Here is a 13,465-nt window from a genome sequence, read left to right as displayed (position 1 = left end):
CTGAGGCGGCGGAGAGTGGGGGCGAGTCGCCCCGCCCAGAAGCGTCGAACCGGCGCGGTCCGACTATATGACGCGGTTCTGCAGGTAGTCGAGGTGCTTGGCGTTGTAGACGATCTTGACCTCGTCGGTGGCCGCGCTGCCGATGCAGGTCAGGCGGACGTTCTTCTCCTCGACCTCCTCGTCGGAGAGGATCTGCTGCATGTCCATGTCGATGTCGCCCTCGACGGCGATGGCGGCGCAGTTGGCGCACGCGCCGGCGCGACACGAGAAGGGCCAGTCGTAGCCCTGGGCCTCGGCGGCCTCGAGGATGTACTCGCCCTCGTTGACCTCGAGCGTGCCGTAGTCCTCGTCGCCGAGGTCGGCGTCGGCCGCCTCCTCGAAGGCCGATGCGTCCATGTCCCAACCCTGGTCGTCCAGTACTTCGTAATTCAGGTACTCTACGGTGGGCATCACTTGCTGGATTCGGCCCCCTGACTGTTAGACCTTGCTGTTCGTCGGACCGTTTCGCGGCCGCGAGCGCAATATCTGCCGGCCGCGCGGCCCTTGCGGTGGACGTACGTCCGAACGTGTTCCGGCCGATGCGGAGGGGTTCACGGGGGACGAACCGACCCGGTTCACGGGGGACGAACCGACCCGGTTCACAGCGGGACGAACCGGAAGAGCAGGAACGAGGCGACGGTCGCGATCCCCGGGACGACGTTCTGGAGGAAGATGACCCGGGCGGTCGTCGCCGGTTCGAACAGGTCCTCGGCGTCGGGGATCGACTCGCGGTCCTCGCTGCCGATGGGCGGGGCGTCGGTCGCGTCGGGTGCGCCGCCGTCGCCGCCGACGGTGGGCGCCTCGTCGGCCTCGGCGGCCAGCGCGCCGACCGACACCGCCGGCGGGTCGCCCTCCCTGGCGTCGGCGATGGTGACCGTCCGCGTGGCCCGGCCCCATCCGAGGCCGACGATGCTCATCGTCGCGATGATGACGAAACTCGCCGGCACGCCCAGCGCCGAGAGGCCGGTGACGATGGTCGAACTGACCGCCGCGACGACCAGCGCCGCCAGCAGCGGCAGGTCCGTCAGGTCGTTGCCGACGGTGTCCATCGTCCGGCGAGCGATCGTGAAGGCGCCCAGACCGATGGCGCCGCCGCCCAGCAGGATCGCCTGGCTCATCTCCAGGTCGCCGCTACCGTACAGCGGCGCGACCGCGTTGGCGACGTTGCTCGCGCCCGCGGAGAAGGCCATGTAACAGCCGATCCCGACGACCAGTAGCGTCCCGACGAGTTCGCGCGGCGTGGTGTTGGGGCCGAGCTCCGGCCGCGGCAGGGTCCCCGAGCGGTCGAGGACGACCAGCGACCCCTCGGTCTGCGTGACGGCGAACCACTCGACCAGCCGTGGGTAGTAGTAGCGGCCGACGACGGCGCTGACCCAGAAGGCGAGCACCGGCGAGACGAGCCACCAGGTGACGATCCGGCCCATCTCGCCCCAGTTGAGCGTGCCGCGGGCCAGCCCCAGGCCAGCCATCGCGCCGACGGCGGTCATCGACGTGGAGGCCGGGACGCCCGCGACGTTCGAGAGGAAGAGGGCGAACCCGACGAAAAACAGGACGCCGATGCTGATCTCCAGGGTGAAGGCGGTCGTGACGATGTCGCTGCCGAGCGTGTCGATGACCTCGCGGCCGACGGTCCACCCGCCCAGCAACGCGAAGACGGTCATCAGCGCCGCGGCGGTCGCCTTCGAGACGGTACCGCTCCCGACGGCCGGGCCGAACGCCACCCCCGTCGAGGAGCCCCCGATGTTGAACCCGACGAAGACGGCGACGGCGAGCCCGACGACCAGGAGGGCCTCGACCATACCGATCCCCTGAACCACCGAGAGGTAAAGCCTACCGACAGCGGTCGCGGCCGGGTGCTCCGGGCGAAGCCGACCGGCGGTCGCCCCCTCCGGCCGGCGGGGCCGCGGACGCGGCGGTGTCGTGGTCGGGCGAAGCGGCGTCGTAGTCGGAGGCGGCGGCCGCGCCCCTCAGACGAGCGGGAGGTACCGGAAGACGAGATAGGAGGCGACCGCCGAGATCGACGGCGTGAGGATCCACAGCATGACGACCCGGCCGGTCGCCGCGGGGTCGAAGAGATCCGCGGCGGTGACCTCGGCGGGCTCCTCCTCGCCGATCTTCGGCACCTCCCCGGGCTCCGGGGCGGCGGGCCCGTCGCCGTCGGCGATGGCGTCGACCGAGACGCCGCCCTCGTCCCCGTCCGTCTCGGGGGGGCCGGCGACGGCCTCGGTCGCGGCGTCGGCGAGTGTCGTCGTCCGGGTCGCCCGTCCCCAGCCGAGGCCGACGATGCACATCGTCGCCGAGACGGCGAGGCTGGCGGGGATGCCGATCTGCGAGAGGCCGGTGATGATGGTGGCGCTGACGACCTCGACGATCAGCGCCGCGAGGACCGGCAGGTCGGTCAGGTCGTTGCCGACGGTGTCGAGGGTCCGCCGGGCGATGGTGAACGCGCCCACCCCGATGGCCAGGCCCGCCAGCGCGACGTAGGGGGTGAAGGCGTCGCCGAACAGCCGCCCGCCGTACAGCGGGCCGACGGCGTTGGCGACGTTGGACGCGCCGGCCGCGTAGGCCATGTAACAGCCGATGGCGACGACCAGCGCGGTGCCGACCCGCTCGCGCGTCGACCGCTCCTCGCCGGGCGACTCCAGCGCGAACCGGGCTTCGAGGTGCGGGTAGAGGTACCGCCCGACGACCGCGCAGAGCCAGAAGGCGGTGATCGGCGCGACGAGCCACCAGGTGACGATCCGGCCCATCACCTCCCAGTCGACGGTCCCGGTGGCGACGCCGAGGCCGGCGATGGCGCCCACCGCGGTCATCGACGTCGAGGCCGGGACGCCGAAGAGGTTCGAGACCAAGAGCGCGAGGCCGACGAAAAAGAGGACGGCCACGCTGGCGACCAGCGTGAACTGGCTGCTCGGGACGATGTCGCCGCCCATCGTCTCGATGACGTTCGTGCCGGCGGTGGCGCCGCCCAGCACGGCGAAGACGGTCATCAGCGCCGCGGCACCGGTCTTCGAGACCGAGCCGCTGCCGACCGCCGGGCCGAACGCCACCCCCGTCGAGGAGCCCCCGATGTTGAACCCGACGAACGCCGCGACGGCGACGCCCGCGACGAGCAGGAGCGAAACCATACCTGTCCCGTCGCCCGACTGCGAGTAAAGACTGGCGGACCCCGGGGCCGCGAGCGCGACTGCGGCCGCGAGCACGGAGCGCCCGCTCCCGGTCGCGGCCGGGCGCCGGACCGACACGCTTTCGCCCCCCGCTCGCCCACGGGCGGGTATGTTCCCCGAGTTCGAGGTCGTGCCCGCGGTCGACGTGCAGGACGGGCAGGTCGTCCAGCTGGTCGGCGGCGAGCGCGGTACCGGGAAAGCCTACGGCGACCCCGTCGAGGCCGCCGAGGGGTGGGTCGAGCAGGGCGCGAACACCTTGCACCTCGTCGACCTCGACGGCGCCTTCGAGGGCGAGCGAGAGAACGCCGCGGCCATCGAGGCCGTCGTCGACGCCGTCGACGTCGAAACGCAACTCGGCGGCGGCATCCGCACCGTCGACGACGCGACGGGGCTGCTGGCGGCGGGCGTCGACCGGGTGATCCTCGGGACCGCCGCCGTCGAGACCCCAGACATCGTCGGGGAGATCAGCGACGACTATCCCGGGAGCGTCCTCGTCAGCCTCGACGCGAAGGACGGCGAGGTCGTCGTCTCCGGGTGGACGGAGGGGACGGGCCTGGACCCCGCCGAGGCCGCCGCCCGCTACGAGGACCTCGGTGCAGGGGGGATCCTCTTCACCGACGTGGACGTGGAAGGGCAACTGGAAGGGGTCCGCACCGACCCCGTCGAGCGGGTAGTCGAAGCCGTGGACATCCCGGTGGTCGCCAGCGGCGGCGTCGCGACGCTTTCCGACGTGCGCGCGCTGAAGGACGCGGGCGCCGCAGCCGTCGTCGTCGGCAGTGCGCTCTACGAGGGCGAGTTCACGCTCGAAGCGGCGATCGAGGCCGTCTGAGGGCCCCTCAACAGGCGAGACGGCTCGCGTTCGGGTCGTAGAGGTTCCGATCGAGATAGCCCCAGTCGTCGAAGTCGCCGGCCCCGTTCGACCCGTCCGAGAAGCCGAGTCGGTCGGTCTCGGCGGCGACTCGCCGGTTCATCACGCTCGGGTACCGCTCGACGGGCCGGTCCCAGCTATCGATGCCGTCGAAGACTCCCGGCACCAGCCCGAGCGAGTGGCCGAGTTCGTGGGCGAACACCTGTGTCACGAACCGCTCCGAGCGGTTCTCGGCGTCTCGCTGGACGACGAGGGTCCCGTTCTCGCCGTGTCCGTAGGCGTCGCCGCGGATCTCGTTCACAAACAGCGCGTAGTGGACACCCCGGCCGTCGGCGTCGAAGTGCCGACTCGCGTACGCCGAGAGGTTGTCCACGGCCAGCGGCCGCTGGCGAGCCGGCAGTTGCTCGTCGAGCGCGACGTGGAGCGCCACGCCCCGCTCCCCGGAGGGGTTGTGGACCGGCGCCGCGTCGTAGACCGCCCGGAGCCTGTCCAGTTCGGCGGGGTCCGGCCTGGCGCCCGCGGTCCAGTCGACCTCGACGAACACGTCCATCCGACCGGGATCCGCGCCGGCCAGCGCACGCTCCTGGCACGCCGTGAGACCGTCCTCGTCGAGGTCCGACCCCGGCGAGTACGGCGGATCGACCGTCGTCCGGACGGACGTCTCGACCGGCGCGGGCCCGCCGATAGCCTGACAGCCGGCGAGCGCGACCAGCAGGAAGACGACCGCCGTGCGCTCCGACCGCGACACAGTTTCGTTCGCTGTCAGGTTCGGTGGGCGGATAACTCCTCCGGCGTCGCGGGTCCGTGCGGCCTGGGTACGAGATGGACCCCGACACAGGTCGGATTGAGACGGGATACCAATTTCTGCGGGCCGGGTACTCACGAAAAGTGAACCGTTATGCGCAGACAGCGGAGTGGCCCGCTATGGGTCTGAAGTCGATACTCGTGTCGGACACCGAACGCACCGAACAACTCGCCGGCGTCGCCGGCCTGGGCTGGACCACCTCGACGCTGGGCTTTCTGGGTACGGTCCTGGGCTACGGCAACAGCGTCGTCAGCTACCCACCGCTGAAGCGGTGGGCTTGTCGGTGGACTCCCGTTCAAACTCCAAGCTGGAGTAGACGTTGGACACGTCGCTCACGTTCAACGTCCCCGACTTCAGGGCAAGCTGACCGTTGCCCAACCCATCGGGGCGTTTGCCCGATGGTAAAGCTAACAGACGGAGGCCGACGTTTTTCGCCGCGTTGTAATCGCCGTCCACCTCGTACCCACACTCGTTGCACGCGAACCAGCCTGTCTCTATGTCGCGGTTCGTGCTGGACCGGTGGCCGCACTTCGAGCAAGTCTGCGAAGAAAAAGCAGGGTTGACTGACTCGACGCGGATGCCGTACTCGGCGGCCTTGTACGCGATTTGCTCTTGCAGTTCGCGGAACGCCCAGTTGTGCATCTGCCGCTTCAACTGATCGTCGCGGGCGTCCATTCGCTCGCGGATGTGGGTCAGGTCTTCAACGGCGATGTACGAACAGTCGTGCCGTAGGGCTTCCTCCACGATTCCGCGAGAGATGTTGTGCAGGCGGTTCAGGACGAAGCGGTTTTCACGCCCCGACAGTCGCCCCAACGCCTGCCGAGCGGAGCGTGTGCCTTTGTCCTGAAGGCTTCGTCTCACGCGGAAGTAGTGGTTCTGCCCCCACAGCAGTTCGCCGCCGTCGAAGAACCGCCCCGTGCTGGTCACGGCGACGTTCTTCAGGTTCAAATCCACACCAAGCACCCGGTCGCCGTCACGCTGATCGACCTCTTTCTGAATGACGACATGGAGGTAGAACCCATCCTCGTCGGGACGGTAGTGGAGCGTTCCCATCCGCTTCTCGTAATTGTCGTCTTCGAGGTACGACCGCTGGTACTCGCCAAGCACGAAGTCGGCTTCAACGCGCCCGTTGACCGTTGAAAGTGTCGCGTATTCGTTCTTGATCGTCAGGGTGCGTTTGTCATAGACGGCAGAAGGTTCATCGAAGGATGGGAGCGGGCGGCTGTTGGCTTTCTCCCACCCCGCGACGGTGCTTTTCATCGCTTCGACGGCTTTCGAGTAGGCGCGTACCACGAGGTTGGCGGGAAGGTCGGTTTCGTCGCGCAGGTCATGGTATACTTCGTCGTGGATGGTGGACTTGTTGAGGATCAGGTCGCCATCGTCGTCTCTACCGTGGGCGATGGTGTAGTTGGCGGCGGTGTCGAACTGGTGGATGGTCTGATGGAGGTCATCACGCCGCTCCTCGGGCACGTCAAGCTTGATGGGGACGGTGCGTTTGACCTCCATCGCACACTCACACATGGATGCTTTGTTTATATATTCAGTGCCATCGTTGGGGAGTCGGCCCTGTTGTCGTCGGTGGGTTGTCGCACGGAGCTTACGCGCTTGCTCCCACCCCTAAAGGGGTGGGCTTCCGCGCTATGCCGCTGTGAGCCGGCTGGTGGCCGACCCGAGTTCGCTGCTGTACGTGGGGGCGGTCTGCTTCCTGGCGACGCTCGGGCTGGACCGGCTCGCGAACCGCGCGGCCGACCGGGACGGCGGCGAGGCGGGCGACGGCGGTGACGACGGCTCCGTAGCCGGCCCCGACGCTACGCCGTCCGAAGCGTGACCCGCCGGGCGGCGAAGTCCTCGAAGTAGGGGTCGAAGCCCGGGGAATCGCCGCCGACGCTGACGGGACCGCTCTCGGTCTCGACCACGAGGGCGTTCTCGACGGGGAAGGAACTGGTGACCGGCGGGACCAGCGTCTGGTTGGCCTCGCGGACGGGGACGCCCTCGAAGTCGAGTTCGTGGTCGCCGCCGGTGTCGGCGACGGTCAGGTCCGCGACGAGGTCGCGGTCGGCCGCCAGGTACTGGGCGGCGGTCGTGACGCCGTTGCGGAAGTACTCGAAGGTGGCCGGCAGTTCGGGCGGCTCCGCGACGTGGCGCGGCTCGCCCATCGGCCAGACGTTGCTGACCATGTTGCCGTAGAAGCCGTTGGCGACCTCGGGCTGGCCGAAGGTGACGGCGTACTCGTCGCCGTGGCGCCCCGTCAGGACCCCGTGGGAGCCGACGAGGCCGGCGCGGGCGTCCCGGAGGACGAACACCTGCGGGCGGGCCTCCCACGTCCGGACGACGTGGGCGTACCGGCCGAAGTCGTCGACGGCGTCGGCGACCACGTCCGTGTCGGGCGCCAGGAGCAGACAGTAGACGAAGACGCCGCGGTCGACCGCCGCGGCCATCGCGTCCCTGACGCCGGCGAAGGCCGTCGCGGGGACGACGACGAACGCCTCGTGGGTCGCGTCCGCGAGGAAGCGCTCGGCGCGGCGCTCGACGGTCCGCCGCGAGCGCACCACCTCGAAGCCCACGTCGGCGGCCGCCGGCTCGCTGTACACGTCTGCGATCGCCGACTGCAGGTCCGACACCCGCGTCGACAGGTCCGCGACGGCCTCCGCGGCAGGCCGCGCGCGCAGCACGGTCGGGCTCGCGCTCTCGTCGACGGTGACCAGCCCGCGGTCGACCAGCGTCTCCGCCACGTCGTAGACGTACCCCTGGGACACGTCCGCCGCGGCCGCCACGTCCCCCGTCGTCGCCTCGCCCCGCCGGAGGACCGCCAGGTAGGTCTCGACCTCCGTCCCCGATAGCCCGAACGCCCCCAGGTGCTCGCTGATCCGCGTCTCGCTCATCGTCGAGGATTCTTGGACTATCTACAAAAACGTTTTCCGGATCGAACCGGGAGGGAGGGGTATGTATCCGACGAGCGAGCGGCACGGACCGCGACCGAGGGGGCGCGCCCGGTGAGCGGGTCGACGGCGGACGGCGACGGGACTGGCGGCGCGCCCGCGGGCAGCGGCACACCTCCCGGCGGCGACGCCGACAGCGACGGCCCGACCGGGACGGACGCCCGCAACCGCCGGCTGTGGACGGCGGCCATCTTCCTGACGATGGCCTGTACGGGCGCCGTGATGCAGATCCGCGGCGCGGTACTGCCGACGCTGGAGACCTTCTTCACCGTGCCCGAGTGGCAGCTGGGGCTCGTCGCGCCGGCGGGGACCGTCGGCTACCTGCTGGTCATCCTCGCCGTCGGGTCGAGCGCGGGCCGGGTCGACGCGCGGCGGTTCATCGCCGGCGGCGCCGCCCTGGCGGGGGGCGCGCTGCTCGCGATGGGGCTGGCGCCCTCCTTCCCCCTGTTTCTCGCCGCGCTGGTCGTCCAGGGGGCGGCCGTCGGGGTCTTTCGCGCGCTCGACCGGCCGCTGCTCAGCCACTTCTACCCGAGCCAGCGCGGGCGCGTCTACAACCGCTACGACGGCACCTGGGCGGTCGGCGCGGCGCTGGGCCCGCTGGCGGTCGTCCTCGCGCTGCGGGCCGGGTCGTGGCGGCTCGCCTACGCCGCGGTCGGGCTCGCCGTGCTCGCGCTCGCAGTCGTGTTTCGGTCGCTCCGCTCGCCCGCCGTCGAGTCGGACGAGGAGCCGCTCACCCGGGCGGACCTGGCCGGGCTGGTCCGCCGGCCGGAGGTGCTCGCGCTGCTGGCCGCCCTCTTCTTCGTGACCGGCGTCGAGGGCGGGCTGTTCACCTGGCTGCCCTACTACGCGCGGGCGGAACTCCCGGCCGGGTGGGCGGAGCTGACGCTGACGGCGATGCTCGTCGCGTACGTCCCCGGCCGGTTCGCCTGCGGCGCGCTGACCGACCGGCTGGGCCCGCTCGCGCTCCTCGTGGGCGTGCTCGGGCTGCTCGTCCCCGCGTTCGCGTTCACGTTCTTCGTCGCCGACGGCCTCGCCGTTCTGGGCGGCGTCGTCGCCATCGGCCTGCTGATCTCGGGGGTGTTCCCGACGATGATGGCCTACGCGACCGACGCCGTCCCCGAGCACAGCGGCCCCGTCAACGCCCTCGCGTCGGCGGTGTCGTCGGTCTCGGTCGGGGGCGCGCCGGCGGTGATGGGCGTCGTCGTCGGCGGCGCGGACGCCGCGACGGCGATGCGGTTGCTCGTCGCGCCGCTGGTGGCCGCGCTGGGCGTGGTCGTGCTGGCGCGGGTCGCCGAGCGGCGCCGGACCGGGCGGGCCGCGGGCACATCGACGCCCGGCGACGACTGAGCGGGCGCGTCAGCGGGGACTGGTCCGACGGTCGGCCGCCAGTTCCGGGAGGAGGAGGGCGACGGCACCGAGAGCGCCCACGCCGGCGGCCAGCGGGGTCGCGTCGCCGGCCGCGAAGATGACGGCGCCGGCGAGGACCCCCGACAGGGCGACCAGTTCGTGCGTCCAGTGTCGGTCCACGATCCTGTCATCGTCACAACCGGAAATAAAGCCCGGGCAGACGCGCGTCTGACGCACGGCGGACGCGGCGCCGTCGGGCGGCCGACGGTCGCGGGGAGCGGCGGATGTCGGGGCCGCCGTTCGGAGCGCCGCTCGAACGAACACAACGGCCAAATAGGCGGGCGCGCTTGGTCGACGTATGACCGAGCGGACGGCGGCGGTGACCCGCGAGACCGCCGAGACGGCGATCGAGGTGACCCTCGACGTGGACGGCGACGGCGACGCGACCGTCGACACGGGGATCGGCTTCTTCGACCACATGCTGGAGTCGTTCGCCACCCACGGCCTGTTCGACCTCACGGTCCAGTGCGACGGCGACCTGGAGATCGACGACCACCACACCGTCGAGGACGTGGCCATCACTCTCGGTGAGGCCCTGTCCGAGGCGCTGGGCGACAAGCGCGGCATCCGCCGGTTCGCCGACCGGAAGGTCCCGCTCGACGAGGCCGTCGCGGGCGTCGTCGTCGACGTGAGCGGCCGCCCCTACTTCGCGTTCGACGGCGAGTTCTCCCAGAGCGAGGTCGGCGGGATGACCAGCCACATGGCCCAGCACTTCTGTCGGTCGCTGGCCACGAACGCCGGGCTGACGCTGCACGCGGGCGTCGACGGCGAGAACGCCCATCACGAGGTCGAGGCGCTGTTCAAGGGGCTGGCCCGCGCGCTCGACGACGCCACCCGGATCGACGAGCGCCGGACGGACGTGGCCAGCACGAAGGGCGAGCTATAGATGCACGGGGAGCGCGACGCCCCCGCCGACCGCGCCGACGGAACGACCCCCGACCTTCGCACCGACGGCGGAACCCCCGAGGAGGAGGCCACCTTCGACGCGATCATGGAGAAGTTCGCCGACTCGCCCAGCCAGCAGGCGGTCATCCGGCTGTTGCTCGAACGGGGCTTCTCCGTCAGCGACGAGGGGCGAGTGGTCTCGGGCGGCATCGAGATCCCCAACACCGGGATCGCCCGCGAGGTCGACGTGGACCGCCGGGTCGTCGACGCGACCACCGACGCCATCCTCGAAGACGACCAGCTCCGCCGGATCTTCCAGAACATCTCCGCCATCCCGAGCCTGATGGACCTGGCCCCGGTGCTCGACCTCTCGGCGCTGGCGATAACGGTGCGGGACGCCGAGGAGACGGGCATCGTCGCGACCGTCACCGGCGCCATCGCCGACCGCGGCATCTCCATCCGTCAGACCATCAGCGAGGACCCCGAGTTCACCGACGAGCCGAAGCTGTACGTCATCACCGACGGGACGATTCCCGGAGACCTACTGACGGAGATCCGCGCCATGGAGTTCGTCCACAGCATCGAACTGCGGTGAGTTTTTGCCGCACCCGGTCGTCGCCCCCGCCGTGAGCGACTCGCCGCCGCTGGCGCACCTCGACTTCTCGCCGGTCGCCGCGGTCGCGGGTACCGTCTTCCTGGCCGCTATCGTGGTGTCGACGGTGCTCGGGACAGGTGTCTCGCCGGAGGCGGCCCTGGCCGTCGTCGTCGCGGGGCTGGCCGCCGGGGTCGCCGTCCTCGTCCGCCGCCGGCAGTGACCCACCGGTAAATTCCTGTTCGCGGCGTTCGACCGGGCGACCGCAAGCGACGGCGGCGAGTAACGCAAGCGCTTTTCGGCTCCCGCCGGAAGCCCGCGGTGTGAGCCAGCGCGAGCCCTACCGGACGGTCGCCGGCCGCGGCGAGGCCCGCTTCGAGGTGCGGGGATCGGAGTTCATCGGGCACGTCGCGCCCGCCCGGACGGTCGAGGCCGCCGAGGACTTCGTCGCGGAGATCCGCGGCGAGTACCCCGACGCGACCCACAACGTGCCCGCCTACCGGGTCCGCGCGGACCCGTTGCGCGAGTGGGCCAGCGACGACGGCGAACCCTCGGGGTCGGCCGGCGACCCCGCGCTGAACGTCCTCCAGCAGGAGGAGGTCGAGAACGTCGTCGCCGTCGTCACCCGCTACTACGGCGGGACGAACCTCGGCGTCGGCGGGCTCGCCCGGTCGTACTCCCGCGCGGTCAAGGACGGCCTCGACGCCGCCGGGACGACCACCGAGCGCCCCCACGAGCGGTTCGCCGTCGCCGTCGACTACGACGACTCGGGGACCGTCCGCGGCATTTTGGAGAGCGAGGCCGTCGAGTTCGACGCCGACTACGCCGAGCGGGTCGCCTTCGACGTGCGCGTCCCGGTCGAAGACGGGTCCGCCCTCCGCGACCGCATCCGCAGCGCCACCAGCGGTCGGGCGGAGATCGACCGGTAGCCGGCGACCCCCGCGGATCCGACGCGACGCCTTCCCCGACGTGGAACCGGACCACCGACCGGCGACGCGAACCCGTCGCTCGCCGGCGGATCTCCAGCCGAAACGGAGGCGTCGGAACAGGGAACACGGCGGGCGAGAACGGAACGGGGAGCGGTCGAAGTCCGTCGGGACGACGGGGCCGCTGCCGGTCAGGGCGGTCGGCGCTGGCTCGGGCGGTGGCCCCTCCCGTCGGTCCGGGCGGTGGCCGCGTGGGGCACCACTCGGGCGGTGGCCGCGTCCGCGGTCACTCGGGTTGGGCCTCGCCCGTGTCGGGTTCGACCTCCTCGTCCTCGGGCGTGTCGGCGGGGTCGTAGGCCTCGGTTCTGGTGACGCGGGCCTTCATGATGCGGGTGTTCTCGACCGCTTCGACGGCGATCTCGACGCCGTCGTAGTCGATCACCTCGCCCTCCTCGACGAGGCGGCCGGCGAGGTTGAAGATGAACCCGGCGATGGTCTCGAACTCCTCGCCCTCGGGGATGTCGATGTCCAGCGCCTCGTTGACCTCCTCGATGTTGACCTCGCCCTTGACGACGACGGTGTCGTCGTCCTCGTACTCGATCGGTTCCTCCTCGCCGCCCTCGAGGATCTCGCCGACGATCTCCTCGGTGAGGTCCTCCATCGTCACGAGCCCCTCGGTGGTCCCGAACTCGTCGATGACGATGACCATGTGGAGCCGTTCCTTGCGCATCTCGGTCAGCAGGTCGTCGACGTTCTTCGACTCGGGGACGTGCAGCGTCGGCTCGATGAGGTCCTCGAGTTCGAGGTCACCGTCGCCGGCCTCGCCGTAGTTGCGGTCGCGGACGAGGTCGCGGATGTTGACGACGCCGATGACGTTGTCGAGGCTACCCTCGTAGACCGGCAGGCGCGCGTGGCCGCTGTGGATGCACTGCTCGATGGCCTCGTCGATGGACGCCTCCGTCGAGATGGCGTCCATGTCCAGCCGCGGCGTCATGACCTCCTTGGCGATCGTGTTGTTGAACCGGAGGGTGCGCTGGAGCATCTCGCGCTCCTCCTCGTCGAGGATGCCCTCGCGCTCGCCCGTCTTGATCATGTTCCGGATCTCGTCGCGGGTGACGTACGACGACTCGATCGAGGGGCTGCCGCCGACGATGTTGTTCACGATCGTCGTCACGTAGTGGAATACGGTGATGAGCGGCCACAGCACTTTCTCGACGATCTTCAGCCCCCGGGCGACGCGCCGCGCGTGCAGTTCGGTGTTTTCGACGGCGTAGGACTTGGGCGCGGTCTCGCCGAATATCAGCACTATCGACGTGATACCGAACGACGAGACGATGACCGCCGTCCCCGGGTCGAAGTAGAAGCCGACGAGGGTCGTCGAGATGGACGACATCGTGATGTTGACCATGTTGTTCCCGACGAGGATCGTCACGAGCAGGCGGTGAGGGTCCTCCTTGAGGGACTTGACCGCCTGTGCGCCGCGCAGGCCCTGCTCGACCATCCCGTCCACCTGGTGGTCCGGCAGCGAGAACATCGCGATCTCCGACGAGGAGAAGAATCCGGAGCCCATGATGAGAAACAGGATCATCACGATACCGCCGGCGGTGACGACGCCCCGGGAGAGTTCGACGCCGAGTATCTGCGCGAGCGGCTCTACGGCTCCCAATAGCGGCCACGCTGCTACCGGTATGTGCATCGACGCCGGAGTTTGTATGGCGGCGCGATTAAGTCTTGCCATACCACGGATCTCCCGCCGTCGCCACCGCTTCGGGCGATCCCACGGCGAAGTTGCGACCTCGACCGCGAGTCGGCGGTCACGCCCCCGTGGCCACGCACC

15 protein-coding genes are annotated in these 13,465 nt (G+C 70.3%); 7 read left to right on the top strand and 8 right to left on the bottom strand.

Going from position 1 to position 13,465, the window contains the following annotated elements:
- Positions 1 to 63: 63 nt before the first annotated feature.
- The 3 genes from fer to ACMGFI_RS17355 all read right to left on the bottom strand — a co-directional run bounded on the left by fer (position 64) and on the right by ACMGFI_RS17355 (position 3,167).
- Positions 64 to 450: a ferredoxin Fer gene (gene fer / locus ACMGFI_RS17365; protein ID WP_436911185.1), complete on the bottom strand. Its 387-nt coding sequence runs from the start codon at positions 448 to 450 to the stop codon at positions 64 to 66.
- A gap of 188 nt (positions 451 to 638) precedes the next feature.
- Positions 639 to 1,838, bottom strand: a complete 1,200-nt coding sequence (locus ACMGFI_RS17360) for an inorganic phosphate transporter (protein WP_436911183.1) — start codon at positions 1,836 to 1,838, stop codon at positions 639 to 641.
- 168 nt (positions 1,839 to 2,006) lie between these two features.
- Positions 2,007 to 3,167, bottom strand: coding sequence for an inorganic phosphate transporter (locus ACMGFI_RS17355; protein WP_436911181.1), 1,161 nt, complete (start codon positions 3,165 to 3,167; stop codon positions 2,007 to 2,009).
- Positions 3,168 to 3,315: 148 nt separating this feature from the next.
- On the opposite strand from ACMGFI_RS17355, the gene hisA reads away from it, so the two are divergent.
- On the top strand, positions 3,316 to 4,035 hold the full coding sequence (gene hisA / locus ACMGFI_RS17350; RefSeq protein WP_436911179.1) for a 1-(5-phosphoribosyl)-5-[(5-phosphoribosylamino)methylideneamino]imidazole-4-carboxamide isomerase: 720 nt from the start codon (positions 3,316 to 3,318) through the stop codon (positions 4,033 to 4,035).
- A 7-nt stretch (positions 4,036 to 4,042) separates the two neighbouring features.
- Here hisA and ACMGFI_RS17345 read toward each other — a convergent pair whose 3' ends face one another.
- Both ACMGFI_RS17345 and ACMGFI_RS17340 read right to left on the bottom strand, forming a co-directional pair.
- Positions 4,043 to 4,822 (bottom strand): zinc metalloprotease, encoded by a 780-nt coding sequence (locus ACMGFI_RS17345; RefSeq protein WP_436911177.1) that lies wholly within the window; start codon positions 4,820 to 4,822, stop codon positions 4,043 to 4,045.
- Between the two features lie 306 nt (positions 4,823 to 5,128).
- Positions 5,129 to 6,385, bottom strand: coding sequence for an RNA-guided endonuclease InsQ/TnpB family protein (locus ACMGFI_RS17340; protein ID WP_436911175.1), 1,257 nt, complete (start codon positions 6,383 to 6,385; stop codon positions 5,129 to 5,131).
- Positions 6,386 to 6,527: 142 nt separating this feature from the next.
- Between ACMGFI_RS17340 and ACMGFI_RS17335 the strand changes: the two genes are divergently transcribed.
- Positions 6,528 to 6,707 carry a hypothetical protein gene (locus tag ACMGFI_RS17335; protein ID WP_436911173.1) on the top strand — a complete coding sequence of 60 codons (180 nt, stop codon included), beginning with the start codon at positions 6,528 to 6,530 and terminating at the stop codon, positions 6,705 to 6,707.
- Here the strand turns inward: ACMGFI_RS17335 and ACMGFI_RS17330 are convergent.
- Positions 6,688 to 7,761: a TrmB family transcriptional regulator gene (locus ACMGFI_RS17330; protein WP_436911172.1), complete on the bottom strand. Its 1,074-nt coding sequence runs from the start codon at positions 7,759 to 7,761 to the stop codon at positions 6,688 to 6,690. The two genes, ACMGFI_RS17335 and ACMGFI_RS17330, sit on opposite strands and share 20 nt — an antisense overlap.
- 111 nt (positions 7,762 to 7,872) lie before the next feature.
- Here ACMGFI_RS17330 and ACMGFI_RS17325 point away from each other — a divergent pair, with 111 nt between their 5' ends.
- The gene (locus tag ACMGFI_RS17325) at positions 7,873 to 9,165 is read left to right on the top strand and encodes an MFS transporter (RefSeq protein ID WP_436911171.1); all 1,293 of its coding nucleotides are present in this window, start codon (positions 7,873 to 7,875) and stop codon (positions 9,163 to 9,165) included.
- Positions 9,166 to 9,174: 9 nt separating this feature from the next.
- Here ACMGFI_RS17325 and ACMGFI_RS17320 read toward each other — a convergent pair whose 3' ends face one another.
- On the bottom strand, positions 9,175 to 9,345 hold the full coding sequence (locus tag ACMGFI_RS17320; RefSeq protein WP_436911168.1) for a hypothetical protein: 171 nt from the start codon (positions 9,343 to 9,345) through the stop codon (positions 9,175 to 9,177).
- 178 nt (positions 9,346 to 9,523) lie between these two features.
- On the opposite strand from ACMGFI_RS17320, the gene hisB reads away from it, so the two are divergent.
- From hisB to ACMGFI_RS17300, 4 genes are all read left to right on the top strand, one after another.
- Positions 9,524 to 10,111 (top strand): imidazoleglycerol-phosphate dehydratase HisB, encoded by a 588-nt coding sequence (gene hisB / locus ACMGFI_RS17315; RefSeq protein ID WP_436911166.1) that lies wholly within the window; start codon positions 9,524 to 9,526, stop codon positions 10,109 to 10,111.
- A 105-nt stretch (positions 10,112 to 10,216) separates the two neighbouring features.
- Positions 10,217 to 10,705 (top strand): TrpY family transcription regulator, encoded by a 489-nt coding sequence (trpY, locus tag ACMGFI_RS17310; protein ID WP_436911528.1) that lies wholly within the window; start codon positions 10,217 to 10,219, stop codon positions 10,703 to 10,705.
- A 31-nt stretch (positions 10,706 to 10,736) separates the two neighbouring features.
- The gene (locus tag ACMGFI_RS17305; protein ID WP_436911165.1) at positions 10,737 to 10,925 is read left to right on the top strand and encodes a P-loop NTPase family protein; all 189 of its coding nucleotides are present in this window, start codon (positions 10,737 to 10,739) and stop codon (positions 10,923 to 10,925) included.
- A gap of 100 nt (positions 10,926 to 11,025) precedes the next feature.
- Positions 11,026 to 11,631, top strand: coding sequence for an IMPACT family protein (locus tag ACMGFI_RS17300; protein ID WP_436911163.1), 606 nt, complete (start codon positions 11,026 to 11,028; stop codon positions 11,629 to 11,631).
- Positions 11,632 to 11,914: 283 nt separating this feature from the next.
- Here ACMGFI_RS17300 and ACMGFI_RS17295 read toward each other — a convergent pair whose 3' ends face one another.
- Entirely contained in the window at positions 11,915 to 13,324 is a 1,410-nt protein-coding gene (locus ACMGFI_RS17295; RefSeq protein WP_436911162.1) for a hemolysin family protein, read from the bottom strand.
- Positions 13,325 to 13,465 lie beyond the last annotated feature (141 nt).

The sequence above is a fragment of the Halosimplex marinum genome (assembly GCF_051414075.1).
Classification (GTDB): domain Archaea; phylum Halobacteriota; class Halobacteria; order Halobacteriales; family Haloarculaceae; genus Halosimplex; species Halosimplex marinum.
This window is presented reverse-complemented; position numbering and strand designations above follow the sequence as displayed.